Below are 15,926 nucleotides of genomic sequence, written 5' to 3'. Positions count from 1 at the left end.
CTCCGCGCCGGTTATCGCGCTGGCGGCTGGTGCTGATCGGGCTCGTGACCGTGCTCACCGCGACCATGTTGGTCAGTATCCCGGCGAGCGCCGACGGCCCGATCCTCCTTCCGACCACCCCGCCTGTTCGGCCGACCCTGTCACCGCCCCCGCCGACTTTCTTTCCTACTCCCACGCCGGGTTTCCCGCCGGGCTCCACGCCTCCCCTACATCTGTGTCCGCCCGACTGCGCGCCGATGCCCACGGTCAAGATCGCAGGGGCGGGCGACAGTTATACAAGTGGTGAAGGCGCGACCTGGGACCACAAGTACGTGACATTCCCGGACGGCTCCGAGGACTTCCGGCATCAGAGCGGCTACGCTCCACTCGCTCTCGCGTGGGACTACCTGCAATCGGCCCGCTATGGAGGCCAGTACACGGTCCAGCCTGATGTGATCAGCCACACCTGGGGCACCGGCAACAGCGATCGCTTCATCTTCAACGCCTCGTCGGGCGCCAAGGTCAGCCACCTGACGGACGTGCAGTTCGAAGACGAGAGTCACCCCGACATCACCGAGGTGCGGAACGTGTCTCAGCTCTCGGGCGTTCCCCGGGACCTCGACATCTTCTACTTCGGGCTCGGCGGCAACGACGCCAACTTCGGGCCGCTGATGAGGATGGTGCTGATAGGCCACTACTCCACCGCGACCGCCGGCAACTACGTGAACAGACGCGAAGCTCAGGCGCGTCTCGTCCACTACAAGGTGCAGCAGTTGATGGATAACATGCCGCAGGTCTCGGCGAACATCGAGCAGGGCCTGGTGAACGTGATGAACGCCACGGATCACGCGGAGATCGTCGCCGCGCTCTACCCGTTGGCAGTTAAGCCGTCAGGCAACGTCGATCACAATCAGATCGGCGGCCTGGCCATGGACGAAATCTATCCGTTCGTCGTCGCGGTGAACAAGGCGATCACGGATGCGGTTGACAGGTTCCGCGCGAGGTTCCCGCAGAGAAAGGTTCACGTGTTCGACCCGAACACGGCGGGGCCGAACGGCACCAGCGTGGTGAGCGGTCACGAGGTCGGCCAACCGGATTCATACTTCAACGGAGTGATTTCCCGGTTCGGGCTCTTGGCACGGGGCAAGATCTTCAACGCGCTTCAGGAGAGTTTCCACCCCAACGAGTTCGGTGCGGTGGCGATCGGCCGGGCGCTGGCGAACTGGATGGCCGGCAAGTTCCCGTCCCTCTTCCCAAACGGACCCGACTTCAACCGCGTCATCACCAACCCGCGAGCCTCCGTTGACGACCCCGAGGCCGACCAGCAACTTGAGGAATGGGCGAGCACCAACCTCGGCAAGCTGTGCGACGGGGACTCCATCGACAGCATCTGCCACTTCATAGGCCCGGACGGTCAGCTGACGATCCCGCTTGAGGTGTTGCTGAACCCGATCCCGCTGGAGCCGATTCCGGGAGCTCCGAGGGTCGTCGGCCCCTGGGGCAGCGGGGGCAGCGGGGGCGGCGGGTCGAGCGGCGGGCCGGCGCCATCGAGCTGGATTCCGGCCACCTACAGCAGCGCGCCGTCCGGCGTCCCGGGCCCCGGCGGCATCACGAACACACCCACGGGGGACCCCTGCGATCTCATCGTGAAAACAGCGGAGCCGGGCCTGCAGGTGGCCGTCTCCACGTCCACGCTGAGCGGCGGCATCCTGCGAGAACCCATGGATATCACCTATGTTCACTTCTTGACTACCGATAAGGCCGACCCGTGTAAGAAGGGTGAGAAGATCGACCCGGAGAAGCTCAGGGAGCAAGCAGAGGCGTGGTTGAACGGCGGTCCGCTGCCGGAATGGCCGGAATGATCAGCACCGGACGACGCCGTTGATCGCAACCGCCGGGCGGGCGTGTACCGCCCGGCGGCCCCGGATCACCGACAGCGCCGACGGGTCTCACTCGGCGGGCGGGAGACCGTCCAGGCTCGCCAGCCGCCGGGTGAGCGCCACCCGGGAGCGTACGTCGTACTTGTTGAAGATGCGAGCGACGTGGGTCTCCACCGTCTTCTGACTGACCTGGAGGCGCTCGGCCACCTCCCGGTTGGTCAGCCCTTGGCTGACCAGTTCGGCCACCTGGCGTTCCCGCGCCGTGAGCACCGGCGGCCCGCCGGTTCTCCGTGCCGCGTGCCGGGGACCCTGCGCGGCCAGCCGGCGCTCTACCCTGGCCAGTTGACCGGCGAGCCAGTCCGCACCCGACTCCCTGTAGGCGGCCTTGGCCCGGGCGATGTCGGCGCGGCACTGCGCCACGTCCCCCATGCGGCCGTGGATGTCGGCGAGCAACTGGTGCACCAGGCCGCGTTCGGCGGTGGCGCCGCTCTCGGCGAACCGCTCGGCGGCGATCCAGGCCGCCGCCACGGCCCCGCCCAGGTCGTCGCAGTGGCACAACGCGCGGGCGCGGGCGTCGTAGGCGGTGCCGAGGTGATACGCCGGGCCGCCGGCGGCCGCGGCGACCGCCGCGGCCGACCAGGTGAGCGCGGTACCGACGTCGCCGTCGGCACCGGCGCGGAGCGACTGCACCGCCAGCCGTTCCACCTCGGTGTCGCGGGACAGGGCCGGGGGCAGCGGCGGCGCGTGAGCCGCCCCGGTACGGCCGGCGGCGAGCCGGACCCGCATCACGGACACGTGCGCCATCGCCAGCCACCAGGCCGAACCCGGAGCGACTTCGGCGAGCCGGTCGGCGAGCGCCATGGCGGGGCGCACGCCGTGCCGCCACAGCACCGGCAACAGCATGACGCAGCGGGCCATCGCCAGGGTCTCGCTGCTCTGGATGTACTCGGAGGCCGCGGCGGCGTGCTCCGCGACGTCGATGGCCCCCGCCAGCCGGCCCGTCCGGGCCTTGTGGTGGGCCTGGGCGATCAGTAGGTACGGCATGTCGTTGCTGCGACCGGACATCGTCGCGAGGTCGATGCCCCGGGCCAGGTGGCGCTCCGCGTCGTCGGGCCGCTGGAGACAGGTCTCGCCCCAGGAGAGCGGCGCGACGAGTTCTACGTGCGTCGCCAGGGCGGTGTCCGGCGCGCTGTCCATCATCCACCCGGCTCGCCTGCTGTGCGAACGCGCCGCCGCGACGTCGCCGTCCTGCAGGCACGCCAGGGCCAGCAGGGCGTACGCGGCGGCGCCGAGCGTCGGGTCGGCCGTCTTCGACAGGATTTCGATGGCTTCGAGCGCATGCCGGCGCGCGCCGCCGGGGTCCGCCCGCAACACGGCCACGGCGGCCAGCTCCACCAGGAGCGGGGCCTGCGCCCGCAGGTCCTGCCCGGCCCGGCGGGCCTGCGCGCTCAACAGGGCCCGTGCCTCGTCGAGCCGGCCGAGCAGCCGCGAGATCACGGAGGAGAAGGCCACCGCCTCGGTGGCCACGTCGTGTGGCAGGTGGATGACCTCGTGCAGGATTCGGCGGCCCTCGGTCAGCGAGCTCACCGCAGTGCCCCGCGCCAGCCAGGTGAGCAGGTGGCCGCGATACGGCACGAGGTCCTCGCGTTCCGGCAGCACCCGCAGGGCGTCACGCAGCAACCGCACCGCGGTCGCCGGGGCCGAGCCCACATACGCGATGCCCGCGTCGCCCAGCGTCCTGGCGGCCTCCTCGTCACCGTGTTCGGCGCACCGCTCGGTGTGGTGGGCCAGTAACGCCAGCGACCCGTCGTTGCGGCGCAGGTAGTCGGCGACCCGGGCATGGGCGGAGATGCGCCAGCCAGGCCCGCACGTGTCGTACGCGGCGGCGCGTACCAATGGGTGGCGGAACACGAACCGGGCGCCCGCCAGCGCGCCGAGCCCCTGCCTGCAGAGCTCGTCCACGGCGGCGGCAGCCGTCGCGGCGTCGAGTTCCGCGACGTGGGAGATGACGACGAGCGAGGCCAGCTCGCCGGCGACCGCCGCCGCGTGGGCCGCCCGCCGGCCGGTCGGGGTGAGCCGGTCCAGCTCCCGGCGCAGCACCGCCAGCAACGTCTGCTCGAGGGCGAGCGCCGCCCCGGGCCGGCCGTCGGCCAGTTCCGTCAGTGTGTGGTCGTCGGCGTCCAGCAGCGACCGCAGGAACAGTGGGTTGCCGCCGCTGACCCGGTACATCAGCCGTCGCCGGTGCGGGTCCACCCCGAGCGGGAGCAGTGCGGCCACCGCGTTCTCGTCGAGCGGGTGCAGGCTCAGCCGGGTGACGCGCGGATCCTGCCGGGCGAGGGCGTCGCCCACCACGGCCGGGATCATGGCCGAACGGCAGGCGATGGCCAGCAGGAACCCGGCGGCCGGCGGACGGCGGAGCAGGAACTCGGTCAGTTCGAGCGACGACGCGTCCGCCCAGTGCAGGTCGTCGAGCGCCAGTACGGCGCCGCGGTCGGCAGCCAGATGGGATAGGAGCGCTCGGACGCCTCGATAGGTGTGGTAACGATCCAACCGGCCTCGAGTTGTGTCGCTCGTCTCGCCCGTCGTCAACAAGGTGCGCAGCGCCGCCTCGGCGAAATCACCGGGCCGGGTGCCGGTCGGCGCCGCACCCGGTGCGCCGTACTCGTCGGACAGGCGGGTGAAGGCGTCCACGTACATGCCGAACGGGACGAGGCTCTCGAACTCGGTGGCGCTGCCGGCGAGCACGGTACGCCTGGCGGCGTGCGCCCGCTCGGCCAGGTATTCCAGCAGCCGCGTCTTGCCCATGCCTGGCTCGCCGTCGATGAGGACGAGGCGGCGTTCGCCGGCCGCCGCGTCGGCGAGCGCCGCGTCGATTCGGGCGAGCTCGTCGCCCCGCCCGACCGGCTCGGGCCGGGACAGCCGGACGGATTCCGATCCCGCCGGCCCACCATCGGACATGGAGCCCCCCGGTTCGTCCGGCGATCACACCGGCTGCCGGAGCGCAAGTCGGCGAACACGCCAGGACCCAGTCGCACGGTCTACGTCGCGATGATCATACAGATCGGCGTCGAGGTCCATGGCGGCCGGGTCGCCTGCGGCGAGCCGACAATCAGGATGACCGGGTTGCCGGACGTGGCCGTGCTCGAAGCAGCCGGCATCACGCTGCTCGGCATTGGAGTCTGGCCGCTGATACTCGCGCCTCGGGAGTGACGGTGGACGCTATCGGGGTCGAGGGAGGATGAAGATCTCAGTTCGGGAATCGACATGAGGGCCTCAGATGGCAAGATTTCGGGCATGACTGATGTAGAGATTCGGCGGCTTGTGCCAGGTGAAGGGGAGCGTTACCGCAAGATCCGGCTTAAAGCCCTGGCCGACTCGCCCGAGGCGTTCGCCTCCACCTACGACAAGGAGGCCGCCTTCCCCGCCGAGCGATGGGAGGAACGGCTGGTCGGTGAGGTTGCGACGCTGGTCGCGGTCACGGATGGAGTGGATGCCGGGATCGTCGGGGTGATTCCCGGCAGCGGTGAGCACCCCCTGCGTGCTCACCTGATCGCGATGTGGGTTGATCCGGCGATCCGCGGGCGGGGAGCCGGAGGGCGGCTCGTGGACGCGGCGCTGTCGCAGGCACGGAAGATGGGCGCCGAGGAGGTCGAGTTGTGGGTTGTGGATGGAAACGAACCGGCCATCGCGCTCTATAAGAGCAGAGGCTTCACACCTAGTGGCATTCGTGGCACGCTGCCCTCCGACCCTTCGGTCGGCGAGTCCCACTTCCTGCTGAGGAGCCTTTCGCTCGTCACAGCTAGCTAAGGTGGGAGACCAGCCGCTCAGGCATCAGAGGTCGTGTACTGGGTCGCCGCCTCGCACCGGGTTGGCGTTCAGCATTAAAGAAGCAGGATCCACCGCTCCACTGACACCGTCCGCATTTCGGGGGTAGCGATCGAACTGCCTGCCGCCTGAGCACGGTGCCAAACGCACGCTGGACGTTGCCCGAATCCAATTCCGTTCCTTACCGCGTCGACGACTGCACCCGCCTGGAGCAGGTGCTGCACGCCGTCCGCGTTCCCCGACAGGGGCTGGGCCGGCCCCGATCACGTGGTGGCCGACAAGGGTTACAGCTCCCGCGCCATCAGGTCGAACTCCGGCGGGTGGGCCAGGCGTAGCCGGATGGGGCTGAAGGTGATGCCCCCGGCGGCGATGGTGACGTGGTTCTCATCGAGGATCTGCGTGAGGGGCCGATACAGCCCTTGGGGTGGAGTTACGTCTTTGCTTACCCGATCCTCCCGCGCTGCCTGACCTGCATCGGTAGCCTTCCGTGATGTGCTGGTTACCGGTAGTGCTGCAGCGCGACTGCGGCGCATGGAGGCTAGCGATCTCGCGGCTTCGGTTTGGCGCCCGCGGACCGGAGTACTTGGCCCCGCCTCACCCTCTCGCCGCTGCCCCGCCGTCCCCGGAGTCAGGCGCTCCGGAACGTCATGCCGCATCCCCACAAGGCATTAGCCACGGGAAGTAAGGGGACTAGACCGTGCGAAACGACGACCAGACACCCCGCATGGACACGCACTGGATACAGCGTCCCGGCCAATACGTGATGAAGAAACTGCCCGAGGTCACGCTGGCCTTTTGGATTATGAAGGTCGCTGCCACCATGCTCGGCGAGACCGCCGGCGACCTGTTCGCACAGACGCTGAAGATCGGCTACTTCCTCACCACGGTCGCGCTGTTCCTGATCTTCCTTGTCGCTTTGGGGATCCAGCTCGCCTCCAAGCGGTACAACCCGTTCTTCTACTGGACGGTCATCCTGTCCACCAGCATGGCCGGCACTACGATGTCGGACTTCATGAACCGCGACGCCAGCGCCGAATACCTGCCCGAAGGAGCGACGTCGCTGGGTTGGGGGCCACAGGGTTTCGGCCTGGGCTACCCCGCCGGCGCCGCGATCCTGATCTCGATCCTCATCGCCATCTTCGTCATCTGGAAGTACACCGGGCTGACCTTCGCGATCCGCGACATCGACACCTTCCGTGGCGAAGCCCTCTTCTGGTCGGCGATCCTCGTCTCCAACACGCTCGGCACCTCCCTGGGCGACTTCCTCTCCGATAGTTCAGGCCTCGGCTACAGCGGAGGCGTGGTACTCATCACCGCCCTGCTCGCGCTGCTCCTCGCCCTGAAATACGTCCCTGCCGTGCCCAACGTGCTGCTGTTCTGGCTCGCCTTCGTCCTGACCCGACCCTTCGGCGCCATCGCAGGTGACCTCCTCACCAAGCCGACCACGAAGGGCGGTCTCGACCTCGGAACCGCCGGCTCCTCCGCTGTCCTCCTCGCGGTCCTGTTCGGCCTCATGGGATGGGCCCATCTTCAGGAACGCCGTAACAACCTCGCCATGGCAAGCGTCTCCTGACCCACATGCGGCACGCCGACGGTTTTGCGATCTAGATGTACGCGATGGGATGTCGATCCTTGACCGTCGGCTCCGACCTTGATGTGAGGGCCCGTTCAGGCCCCGGTGACGCACTTGCCCGCGACGGTTCGCTGGAAGGCGTCCCGAATAAGCGCTCGGCGCTGACGACGTTACGTCCGCCGAGCTGTTCCGAGAGCGGACGGAGCAGCTCGTCCAGGACGGCTCGTTTCCCCTCATACGTGCGCGACCACGGGGTCTGCCCGATGATTGTCCAGCGGACGTCGTCGGCCAGCGCGTCGATGAAGGGTCGTCCGTTCCCCTTCGCGGTCTCGGCGAAGACTCCCTGCAGAAACGCTCTGTTGTCGACCTCGGACACCTGGCAGACCTCCTACTACTCCAGCGAGGCTTCGCGATCTTCGGTTAAGCGCCATGGAGACGGCCACCTCGCGATCATTCGGAGTTTGTGAAGACATCTGAAGATCGCGTGATGGCCGTGGGCCACAGCGTAGAAGCTGACGGCTGGGTGGTCACTCTCAACGAACTGATCAGCCGGATCGCGGGCCGGTTCCACCGCGTCGAGCCACGCCGTACGGCGGGCGTCTATGAGCGGGGACTGCTGGCCGGCATCGAGAGCAAGAACTGCTGAAACCTGGCCGAACACGCCGGGGCTGCGGGGCCGCTGCCATGCAGCGCCTGCTGCGCCTTCTGCGCACTGACCGCTGGGACGCCGAGGCCGCGCGTGACGACGTACGCGGCGCGAACCAGGTGGCGATTGAGCCGGGCGGTGACCTTTCGGTGGCGCCCTTCAGCTGGTGGCCGGGGTTTCCTTTGCGGGTGCCAGGACGATGTCGAACTTCACCCGTGTCCAGGGCGCGTCCGCTAGGTCGCGCCCGTCCGGCGTGGGGGTGCCCGGCTCCTGCAGAACGAAATCCTTGATCAGGGATTCCTTGACCCCGAAAACGCTGTCCTTGTCGAGGTAGTCGCTGTCGTTCACGAAGATGTGGGTGACCAGCGTGCGCTTCCCCGGAGCCGTCACCATGAAGTGCAGATGCGGGGCGCGCATGGGGGACCGGCCCACGACCTCCAGCATCTTGCCGACCGGCCCATCGGAGGGGATGGGGTACGGCGTCGGGGTGATCCCCCAGAAGCGGTACGACCCGTCCTCGTCGCTGAACAGGTGCGCTCGGGCTGCGACCCGGTCGTCGTCGTACTGCACGTCGTAGAGGCCGTTGTCGTCGGCTTCCCACAGCTCGATCCGGGCGCGGGGGATCGGCTTGCCGACGGTGTCCCGCACGATGCCCTCCACCCAGCAGGGCTGGCCCTCAGCTCCGAAGGACATGTCGCCCCCGAGCGGGATCTCGGGTGAGTTCTCCACGAAGAACGGTCCGACGACGGTCGCCTCGGTGGAGTCGCCGACCGCCACGTTGTTGACGGTGACCATCTGCATGGACACGCCGAGGACGTCGGACAGAAGAATGAACTCTTGCCGCCGGTCGTCGGTGATGTGACCGACTCCCGTGAGGAACTCGATCCCGGCGCTCCACTCCTGCTCGGTCAGCCGGACGTCCTGGACGAAGGAATGCAGGTGCCGGGTCAGCGACTCCATGATCTGTTTCAGCCGCGGCGACTCGGTTCCTTGGAACGAGGTCAGCACGCGGTCCAGGAGTTCCTGCTGGCGCGCCTGCTCGGCGGACAGGGGGCCGCTGTCGGGCTTGTTCATGTGATACTCCTTTCGGATTCAGCGCGGCATGCTCGGGAACCGCGGGGGCGTCGTGCGCCAGGACGTCGGCGTGCGTCTGGGCATGCGGAAATCGTAGGCGCCCCCAGCACGGCCTTGGTGCGTTCCACTTCTGGTTGGCGGTGCCGGCGCAGTCCCAGTTGTTGTCGGTGACAGCCAGGCACTTGTCAGCCGCGGGTCCCGAGGCGGGCTGGGCACCAGGATTCACCTCGCCGTCGACAACTGTGGCCTGCCCCGAGGATCGCTGAACAGCAGGCTTGGATGCCCATTGACTGGTATTTCCGTCGTGGGCATCCAAGCCTGCTGTCTCATGCGGTCATGAGCTGCCGCTAAATGACTGCTTGTAGAAACCATCGTGCCTGTCGGACGTGGTGGCGATTGAGTAGATGACGGCGCCGGCCACGCTGAGGAAAACCGGCCACGCAGCCCTCAGGAAAGCCGGATCCTGAGTCCAATCCCGCAGTGGATACCCATAAGCATTGAATTCGCGGTACCAAACAAAGGAATCCCAATCCCGGCCTGCCACCTGCATATTACCGGTCGAAGAGGTGGCGATGGTCGGGGCTCCGTTGACATCGCCGCCGACGCTGAACCAGCCGTGCCAGGTGCCGCCGTACTCCTGCCATTGCAAATAGACATGGCCGTCCTGGCCGGTGTGCCCGGCGTAAAGCCGGTGCGTCGACTGGTTCCAGGTCACCGTAGGCCAGAAGTACGTGCGCCCGCCCAAGTTCTGCGCGTTCTGCCAGTTGCCGCCGTTGAAGAAGCTGCCCCACATGCCGAAGTCGGATCCACTGCGATAGACCATGTACAGCTCCCGTGAACCCGTACCCACTTGAGTGACCGATACGGGAGTCGACAACTGCGTCGTCTGGCCACTGATCGCGTGCCAACCTGACCAGTTGAGTGATTCGTCGTAGGTGGCCCAGTAGATTCGACCATCCGTTCCGGTATGGAAGAGGGCGAATCCATTGTTACCCCAACGAACGACTGTGGGGGAGGCCCAGGAATACGCCCCGTCGAGCCGGTATGCCTGCCCGCTGTTATCCCAGGCCGCCCATAGGTAACCAGTGTCGTCGTTGGCTCTCCATACCCTGAGCAGGCGGCCGCTGCCATTCCTTGCTTCAGCGATGGTGCCTGCCGCATAGAGGTGTTGGCTACCGTTTACTGTTTCGGCGCGCCAATAGTCCCACTCGCCCGGTGCGTTGGCGGCGGACGCCGGGGTCCCGGTCACGATCAGGACCGAGAAAGCAGCCAATATGGCGATTGCTGCCAATCGCCATTTTTTCCATGAAAACATGAAGTTCCTTGAAGAAGAGATGACTAGTCCAAATGGCGAGATGATCGCAATGCGTCAGAGATGCGCATCATCTGCGGATCGCCTCGGACGATGCGTTGCCGATGCTCAAGTGCGGGCGCGACCGCTCCACTCGCGGAATCCACGCCAGGCGCATGAGCCCCGAGTGTCTTCGGTTCGAATTCCGTGACAGCGATGAGAAACGCGCCAACGCTGACGCATGAGAGGTGTCAACTGGTTGTTGACTGCGATTTATCCCCTTCCGGTTCGCGGTGGGTGTTGGACAGCAGGACGTGGCGCAGCTGTTTGGCGATCTGGCGGTACGCGTCGTCCTGCGGGCTGATCACGCTGTCGCGGCGGGGGCTACTGGTGCGGGTCGTCGGTCTTGAGCTGTTCTCCGGTGGTGGAGACGAAGACGACGAGGAGCTCGGCTGGTTGTGTCCAGAAGATCGCCGTACTGCCTGCGGCCACGAGGAGGGCGGCGGCCCAGGTGATCGCTGAGCGACCCGACCGTCAGCAGGCGCCGAGCAGACCGGCGACGTACACGGCGAAGATCACCGTCAGATCGTCACCGCCTCGTGTGATGTCCGGTCAGCTCGGCCAGGGCGAGCCGAGGATGCGCTCGACCGTCGTCGTGCGCTGGAAGCCGGGGATGAAGTGTTCGAGCACGTCGGAGTTCACGGTGCCGTTCGTGGTTTCGGGGCGGTCCTTGAATCCGTCGAAGGAGGCTCGCAGAAATTCGTTCTTGAAGTCCCCTCGTGGGTGGACCGCGAGGATTTCGCCCAGCTGATCGTGGTCCAGTTCGTCCAGGCCGAAGCCGATCACGTCGGTCAGGACGCCGAGGTGCGTGGTCGCGATTTCCGGGGCCATCCGGCCGGGGATGCCCGGCGTGGTGTGCAGCGCGATCGCCGTCCAGACGGTGTCGGCGGAGGCCGTCGAGAAACCGTGGTCCAGGAGGAACTTGCGCGCGTGGTCGGCGCCGTCGACTTCGAAGCGCTGCTCTGCGTCGGAGAAGGGAGTCAGGAGGCCGGTGTCGTGGAACATGGTCGCCAGGTAGAGCAGTTCCGGGTCCGGGTTCACACCGAGCTTGTGCGCGTGAATCAGGCTGAAGAAGAAGACCCGCCGGGAGTGGTGGTAGATGAGGGGGCTGGTCGTCTCCTGGATGAGCATGGTCGCTTCGGCGACCGCCGCTGTCTCAGGGATCTCCAACCCCGCGATGACCTCTGGCATGACCTCTGACTTTCCGCGACGGGTGTCCGCTGTGGGGCCGTGTGTCCGACTTCCATGCTGCCTACCGATCGGTGTACGGCGCCGCCTTCGTCCGGCCAGGAATCACCTATATCCGGACAGGGCGAAATCCCAGCCGTGTGCTCCACCACGCGCGGCACCACGTCGCGCAGCCGGGTCCAGCTCGTGGCCTGCGACTTCGCGTCGTCCGTCACAGCTGGTTCCGGGCGATCTCCTCGCTGCTCACGGGCAGGTCGTGCACGTGAGCAGCCCGAACCTTCGTCGATCCGTACGTGCGGGCGCAGCGCCGTCGCCGGCCAGGACGCGGGCACGATGCCGCGGCCTCCTTCAAGCACGAGCCCCCCGATCGCGAGGAGGCCGCGAGGGGTCAGCCGCAACCCGGAGGCAGCCAGAGCCACACCGTCCTCGCCGGCCGACCACTCTGAGTACGAGATGCCCAGCGGCTCGAAGAGCCTGGTACGCGCGTAGTCCTCCAGCACCAGCCTGGTGCCCTTCTCGATGAGCCGAGCCACCAGTGCCGAGGCGCCTCCGCAATACGACCACCGCGCGCCGGGCTCGTCCACGATCCGCTGCCGCAGGATGTAGCGATAGCGGTCGGGGGCGAGTTCCATCGCGATCTCGCTGTTGGCCTCACTCGTGTACGGGACGTTCTCGTTCCACTCCAGCCCGGGCGTCATCGTGAGCGCGTGCTCGACTGTCAACACGGCGTGTCGGGGGCCCTTCGCAAGGTCTTAACCTACGCTAGCGTAGGTTACGTCACCGTAGGTTGCAGATCCGGAGGCCTTACATGCCGATCACGTCTCGCCCGCTCACCCAGACGGAGCTTCTCGTGGAGCTCGAACCCGTGGTCGGGCGAGAGTTGGACCGCCACCTCGCGGTGGCCAAGGAGTGGTTCCCTCACGAGTTCATCCCGTGGAGTGAAGGCCGGACGTTCGACGGGGTTCTGCGGGGCGAAGCCTGGTCGCCGGAGGACTCTTCGATTCCCGAACCCGCCCGTGTTTCGCTCATCGTCAACCTCTTGACCGAGGACAACCTGCCGAGCTACCACCACGAGATCGCCACGACATTCGGCAGAGACGGCGCTTGGGGCACCTGGGTGCACCGGTGGACAGCGGAGGAGGGCCGGCACGGGATCGCCATCCGCGACTATCTCACCGTCTCCCGGGCCGTCGACCCGGTCGCTCTGGAGCGGGCCAGGATGACCCACATGCAGAACGGCTTCGCCACGGAGTACGACGGCATGCTCCGGCAGTTGGCATACGTCTCGTTCCAGGAGTTGGCCACCCGCGTCGCCCATCGGAACACCGGGAAGGTGTCGGGAGACCCGGTCTGCGAGAGGTTGCTCTCGAGGGTCGCCGCTGACGAGAACCTCCACATGCTCTTCTACCGGAACCTCCTCGCCGCCGCGTTCGAGTTGGCCCCGTCGCAGACCATGCGAGCCGTCACCGATGTCGTGGCCTCGTTCCAGATGCCGGGCCATGGCATCGAGGGCTTCGCCCGCAAGTCCGTGACGATCGCCATGGCGGGCATCTACGACCTGCGCCAGCATTGTGATGAGGTTCTGTCGCCGGTGCTGCGACAGTGGAAGACCTTCGACATCGAAGGTCTCGACTCCGAGGGGGAGCAGGCCCGCGAGGAGTTGTCGGCCTTCCTCGCCAAGCTCGAAGTGGCCGCGACCCGCTTCGAGGAGCGACGGGACGCCCGGCGGGCGAGGGCCGAATCAGTGTCGTAGCGAATGGGGGCCTGTCGGCACCCATGACAAAGCCCCGGACTCCGTGAGAAGCCCGGGGCCGGATGCCGTCGGATGACGGACCACATAGTGGGCCCGGCATCGTCGGTGCGAAGCGCTGCTTAGAGCGGTCGGACCCGCTCGGCCTGCGGGCCCTTGGCGCCCTGGCCTGCGGTGTACTCGACCCGCTGGTTCTCCTCCAGCGAGCGGTAGCCGCCGGCGTCGATGGCCGAGTAGTGGACGAAGACGTCCGGAGTGCCGTCGTCGGGGGCGATGAAGCCGAAGCCCTTCTCGGCGTTGAACCACTTGACGGTTCCCTGAGCCATGATGCTTTCTCCTTGATAAGACGATCTCGAGGGTCACGGATGTGACCCTCGGGCTGCTGCGACCGACCGTCTTGGGAAAGCCTCGGCTCCGTACGGTAACGCCCGCTGTCATAACTCCACAGGCGCTTCAACGCATACTGGACTTCGACACAACCTGTGCTTCCGACACTACACGCCACAACGCTGTTCCCGCGCCACTCTCTCGCGAACCCCGTACGCCCCCGCAGACCCGCGCCCGTCCTCCGGCCGGGCGCGCGGAAGGCCGCGGCTCGGCGGTGTCACGCAGTGGGCGCAAGCGAACCTCACCGTTAGCTCGCGACCTAAACCGAGCTCACCGGCGGAAACGCCCACATGATCGTCCCGCGTATGTCCCGTGATCTCTGGCCTACGGCTGCACGCCGCCGCCTTCGGCTGTTCGTGTGCTGTGGGCCGACCCCGTCGGCAGCTGGGCATCAGAAATCTTCTATAGGTGATGTAGAGTTCGCTATAAGCTGTTAACTTGTAAAAATGAAGCTACATTGCTATGGTCAATGCCGTGATCCGGGGAGGGCTGGGCGCTCGATCCGGTCGCGAACGCGCAGCGGGCGGTCGCGACCGTCGGAAACTCGCGCAGCTGACAGACGGAGCACACGATGTCCTCTTCAGACGGAAGCAAGATCGTTCTCATCACCGGCGCGACCGGTGACACCGGCCATTTCGCCCTGCAGTACGCCCTGGCCCTCGGCCTCGAGGTTCGGGCCATGGTGCGCAGCATCGACGAACGTTCCCAGGCCCTGGCCGATCAGGGTGCCGAGTTCATGGCCCCCATTGCCGGAATCGGCGTTCCCGAATACCTGGTCAACTCCATTCGCGGCATCACGATCGACTACCAGGCGGGCCGCCTGGGCGGTGCCGACGACAACATCGAGAAGCTCACCGGCAAGCGGTCGATGTCCGTCGGCGAGTTCGCCCGCAAGCACGCCGACATCCTGAGCGGGACGAACTGATGGCGAACGTCGTGAGCACCTTCGTCGACCGGAACCGGACGTTCGCCGAGACGCGGTTCATCCCTCAGCTGCGCATGCGGCCGAGCCTGGCGACGAACGTCATCACCTGCTTCGACCCGCGGGTCGACCCGGCCGTCGTGCTCGGCGCGGAACAGGGCGAGATCGGCGTGATCCGCAATGTCGGCGGACGGGTCACACCGCACACGATCGAGCAACTGGTCATGCTCCAATACGTGGCAGCGGCCAATGGCTCCGACACCAGTACCGGGTGGAACATCGTTGTGCTGCACCACACGCAGTGCGGCATCACCACGATGCAGGACCGGCCGGACCTGCTGGCCCCGTACTTCGAGGTGCCCGAGGCCGAGCTGCCCGGCGTCGCCGTCGGCGATCCACGGGCCGCGGTCGCCCGCGACGTCGTCGCGCTGCGCGCAGAGCCACGCCTGCCCGGCTTCCAGGTCTCCGGCCTCGTCTACGACGTTGTCACCGGCCTGGTTGAAACCGTCGTCACCCCCTGACCGGCAAAGGGCCGATGGCAACACAGCGGACAGCCGGCAGCGGCGCCAGTCCTACGCTGAGGTGCTCGGGCACCGCATGGCGTACGTCGATGGTCCAGCACTTGGCGCGACCACCGTGGCCGGCGATGTGGGTTCCCGCGCGATGCGTGACACGATCCGGTTACGCCGGGCCGCGACTCGCGAAGACCCGCGTAAAGGTGTCGAGGAGCTTCGGTTGCCCGGAGATCTTGACGAGGCCGCACTTGATGGCCTGCACCAGCTCCAGGTACGAGGGAAGATCGTCCGGCTGGAACGTGATCACGAGCTCGGGCTCGGCAGGGACTGGGCCGACGCCGGCTTCGAGCTTTCCCTCGGTGACGACGGCGTGCACGACGAAGTCGGGGGTGTGGATCTCCCATGAGGCGGTCAGCCCCGCTGCCTCGTCGGGGTCGAAGGCTGCTCGAAGTGACATGGTGAGCGCTTCCGGCGTGACGATCTCGCCAGGGCGAGGCTCACCGAGCTGTGTGGCTCCCCAGCGTCCGAGCTCGTGGATCACCGGTTCGAGTTCGCGTCCGAGGGGCGTCAGGGCGTAGACGACGCCGCGGTTCGGGGGCGGCGCGATCCGGCGCTCGGCGATGCCGGCCTGTTCCAGCTCTTTCAGCCGCGTGGCCAGGACGTTCGACGGGATCCCGGGCAGTCCGTCGAGCAGGTCGGTGTACCGGCGCGGGTGGATTGCCAGGTCGCGAATGATCAGCAGGGTCCACCGCTCGCCGACGAGCTCCAGGGCTCGCGCGAGCCCGCAGTACTGCCCAAAATCACGCCGCTTCATCTCTTAACTATAGCATTGTCTC

16 protein-coding genes and 1 pseudogene are annotated in these 15,926 nt (G+C 67.0%); 9 read left to right on the top strand and 8 right to left on the bottom strand.

Annotated elements, in window-relative coordinates:
* Positions 1-236 precede the first annotated feature (236 nt).
* On the top strand, positions 237-1,841 hold the full coding sequence (locus tag Pth03_RS24570; RefSeq protein ID WP_203946732.1) for an SGNH/GDSL hydrolase family protein: 1,605 nt from the start codon (positions 237-239) through the stop codon (positions 1,839-1,841).
* An 87-nt stretch (positions 1,842-1,928) separates the two neighbouring features.
* Here Pth03_RS24570 and Pth03_RS24565 read toward each other — a convergent pair whose 3' ends face one another.
* Positions 1,929-4,817 carry an ATP-binding protein gene (locus Pth03_RS24565; RefSeq protein WP_203946731.1) on the bottom strand — a complete coding sequence of 963 codons (2,889 nt, stop codon included), beginning with the start codon at positions 4,815-4,817 and terminating at the stop codon, positions 1,929-1,931.
* 90 nt (positions 4,818-4,907) lie between these two features.
* Between Pth03_RS24565 and Pth03_RS24560 the strand changes: the two genes are divergently transcribed.
* The 3 genes from Pth03_RS24560 to Pth03_RS24550 all read left to right on the top strand — a co-directional run bounded on the left by Pth03_RS24560 (position 4,908) and on the right by Pth03_RS24550 (position 7,257).
* The gene (locus tag Pth03_RS24560; RefSeq protein ID WP_203946730.1) at positions 4,908-5,069 is read left to right on the top strand and encodes a hypothetical protein; all 162 of its coding nucleotides are present in this window, start codon (positions 4,908-4,910) and stop codon (positions 5,067-5,069) included.
* Between the two features lie 84 nt (positions 5,070-5,153).
* On the top strand, positions 5,154-5,666 hold the full coding sequence (locus Pth03_RS24555) for a GNAT family N-acetyltransferase (RefSeq protein WP_203946729.1): 513 nt from the start codon (positions 5,154-5,156) through the stop codon (positions 5,664-5,666).
* A 715-nt stretch (positions 5,667-6,381) separates the two neighbouring features.
* Positions 6,382-7,257: a COG4705 family protein gene (locus tag Pth03_RS24550; RefSeq protein ID WP_203946728.1), complete on the top strand. Its 876-nt coding sequence runs from the start codon at positions 6,382-6,384 to the stop codon at positions 7,255-7,257.
* A 31-nt stretch (positions 7,258-7,288) separates the two neighbouring features.
* Here the strand turns inward: Pth03_RS24550 and Pth03_RS24545 are convergent, their stop codons facing one another.
* Positions 7,289-7,633, bottom strand: coding sequence for a nuclear transport factor 2 family protein (locus tag Pth03_RS24545; RefSeq protein WP_203946727.1), 345 nt, complete (start codon positions 7,631-7,633; stop codon positions 7,289-7,291).
* Between the two features lie 168 nt (positions 7,634-7,801).
* Between Pth03_RS24545 and Pth03_RS42765 the strand changes: the two are divergent.
* Positions 7,802-8,049: pseudogene (locus Pth03_RS42765) on the top strand (transposase); the annotation flags it as partial.
* Positions 8,050-8,062: 13 nt separating this feature from the next.
* On the opposite strand, the gene Pth03_RS24535 reads toward Pth03_RS42765, so the two are convergent.
* Positions 8,063-8,977: a hydroxyquinol 1,2-dioxygenase gene (locus Pth03_RS24535; RefSeq protein WP_203946725.1), complete on the bottom strand. Its 915-nt coding sequence runs from the start codon at positions 8,975-8,977 to the stop codon at positions 8,063-8,065.
* A gap of 334 nt (positions 8,978-9,311) precedes the next feature.
* Positions 9,312-10,292: a DUF8189 domain-containing protein gene (locus Pth03_RS24530; protein WP_203946724.1), complete on the bottom strand. Its 981-nt coding sequence runs from the start codon at positions 10,290-10,292 to the stop codon at positions 9,312-9,314.
* Between the two features lie 303 nt (positions 10,293-10,595).
* On the opposite strand from Pth03_RS24530, the gene Pth03_RS24525 reads away from it, so the two are divergent.
* Positions 10,596-10,790, top strand: a complete 195-nt coding sequence (locus Pth03_RS24525) for a hypothetical protein (RefSeq protein WP_203946723.1) — start codon at positions 10,596-10,598, stop codon at positions 10,788-10,790.
* A gap of 90 nt (positions 10,791-10,880) precedes the next feature.
* Here the strand turns inward: Pth03_RS24525 and Pth03_RS24520 are convergent, their stop codons facing one another.
* Positions 10,881-11,459: an HD domain-containing protein gene (locus tag Pth03_RS24520; RefSeq protein ID WP_239119329.1), complete on the bottom strand. Its 579-nt coding sequence runs from the start codon at positions 11,457-11,459 to the stop codon at positions 10,881-10,883.
* Positions 11,390-12,241 carry a serine hydrolase domain-containing protein gene (locus Pth03_RS41685; RefSeq protein ID WP_275413191.1) on the bottom strand — a complete coding sequence of 284 codons (852 nt, stop codon included), beginning with the start codon at positions 12,239-12,241 and terminating at the stop codon, positions 11,390-11,392. Before Pth03_RS41685 ends, Pth03_RS24520 begins: the two co-directional genes overlap by 70 nt.
* Before the next feature lie 83 nt (positions 12,242-12,324).
* Between Pth03_RS41685 and Pth03_RS24510 the strand changes: the two genes are divergently transcribed.
* The gene (locus Pth03_RS24510) at positions 12,325-13,269 is read left to right on the top strand and encodes an acyl-ACP desaturase (RefSeq protein ID WP_203946721.1); all 945 of its coding nucleotides are present in this window, start codon (positions 12,325-12,327) and stop codon (positions 13,267-13,269) included.
* 119 nt (positions 13,270-13,388) lie between these two features.
* Here Pth03_RS24510 and Pth03_RS24505 read toward each other — a convergent pair whose 3' ends face one another.
* Positions 13,389-13,592, bottom strand: coding sequence for a cold-shock protein (locus tag Pth03_RS24505; RefSeq protein WP_203946720.1), 204 nt, complete (start codon positions 13,590-13,592; stop codon positions 13,389-13,391).
* A 632-nt stretch (positions 13,593-14,224) separates the two neighbouring features.
* On the opposite strand from Pth03_RS24505, the gene Pth03_RS24500 reads away from it, so the two are divergent.
* Positions 14,225-14,578 carry an NmrA family NAD(P)-binding protein gene (locus tag Pth03_RS24500; protein ID WP_203946719.1) on the top strand — a complete coding sequence of 118 codons (354 nt, stop codon included), beginning with the start codon at positions 14,225-14,227 and terminating at the stop codon, positions 14,576-14,578.
* On the top strand, positions 14,578-15,096 hold the full coding sequence (locus tag Pth03_RS24495; RefSeq protein ID WP_203946718.1) for a carbonic anhydrase: 519 nt from the start codon (positions 14,578-14,580) through the stop codon (positions 15,094-15,096). The genes Pth03_RS24500 and Pth03_RS24495 overlap by 1 nt, the downstream gene beginning before the upstream one ends.
* A gap of 160 nt (positions 15,097-15,256) precedes the next feature.
* On the opposite strand, the gene Pth03_RS24490 is transcribed toward Pth03_RS24495, so the two are convergent.
* A complete protein-coding gene (locus tag Pth03_RS24490; protein ID WP_203946717.1) occupies positions 15,257-15,904 on the bottom strand; it encodes a winged helix-turn-helix transcriptional regulator in 648 nt (215 codons plus the stop codon).
* Positions 15,905-15,926 lie beyond the last annotated feature (22 nt).

It is taken from the genome of Planotetraspora thailandica, from assembly GCF_016863335.1.
Classification (GTDB): Bacteria; Actinomycetota; Actinomycetes; order Streptosporangiales; family Streptosporangiaceae; genus Planotetraspora; species Planotetraspora thailandica.
Note: the sequence above shows the minus strand (reverse complement) of the source record. Positions and strands in the feature narration are given on the sequence as shown.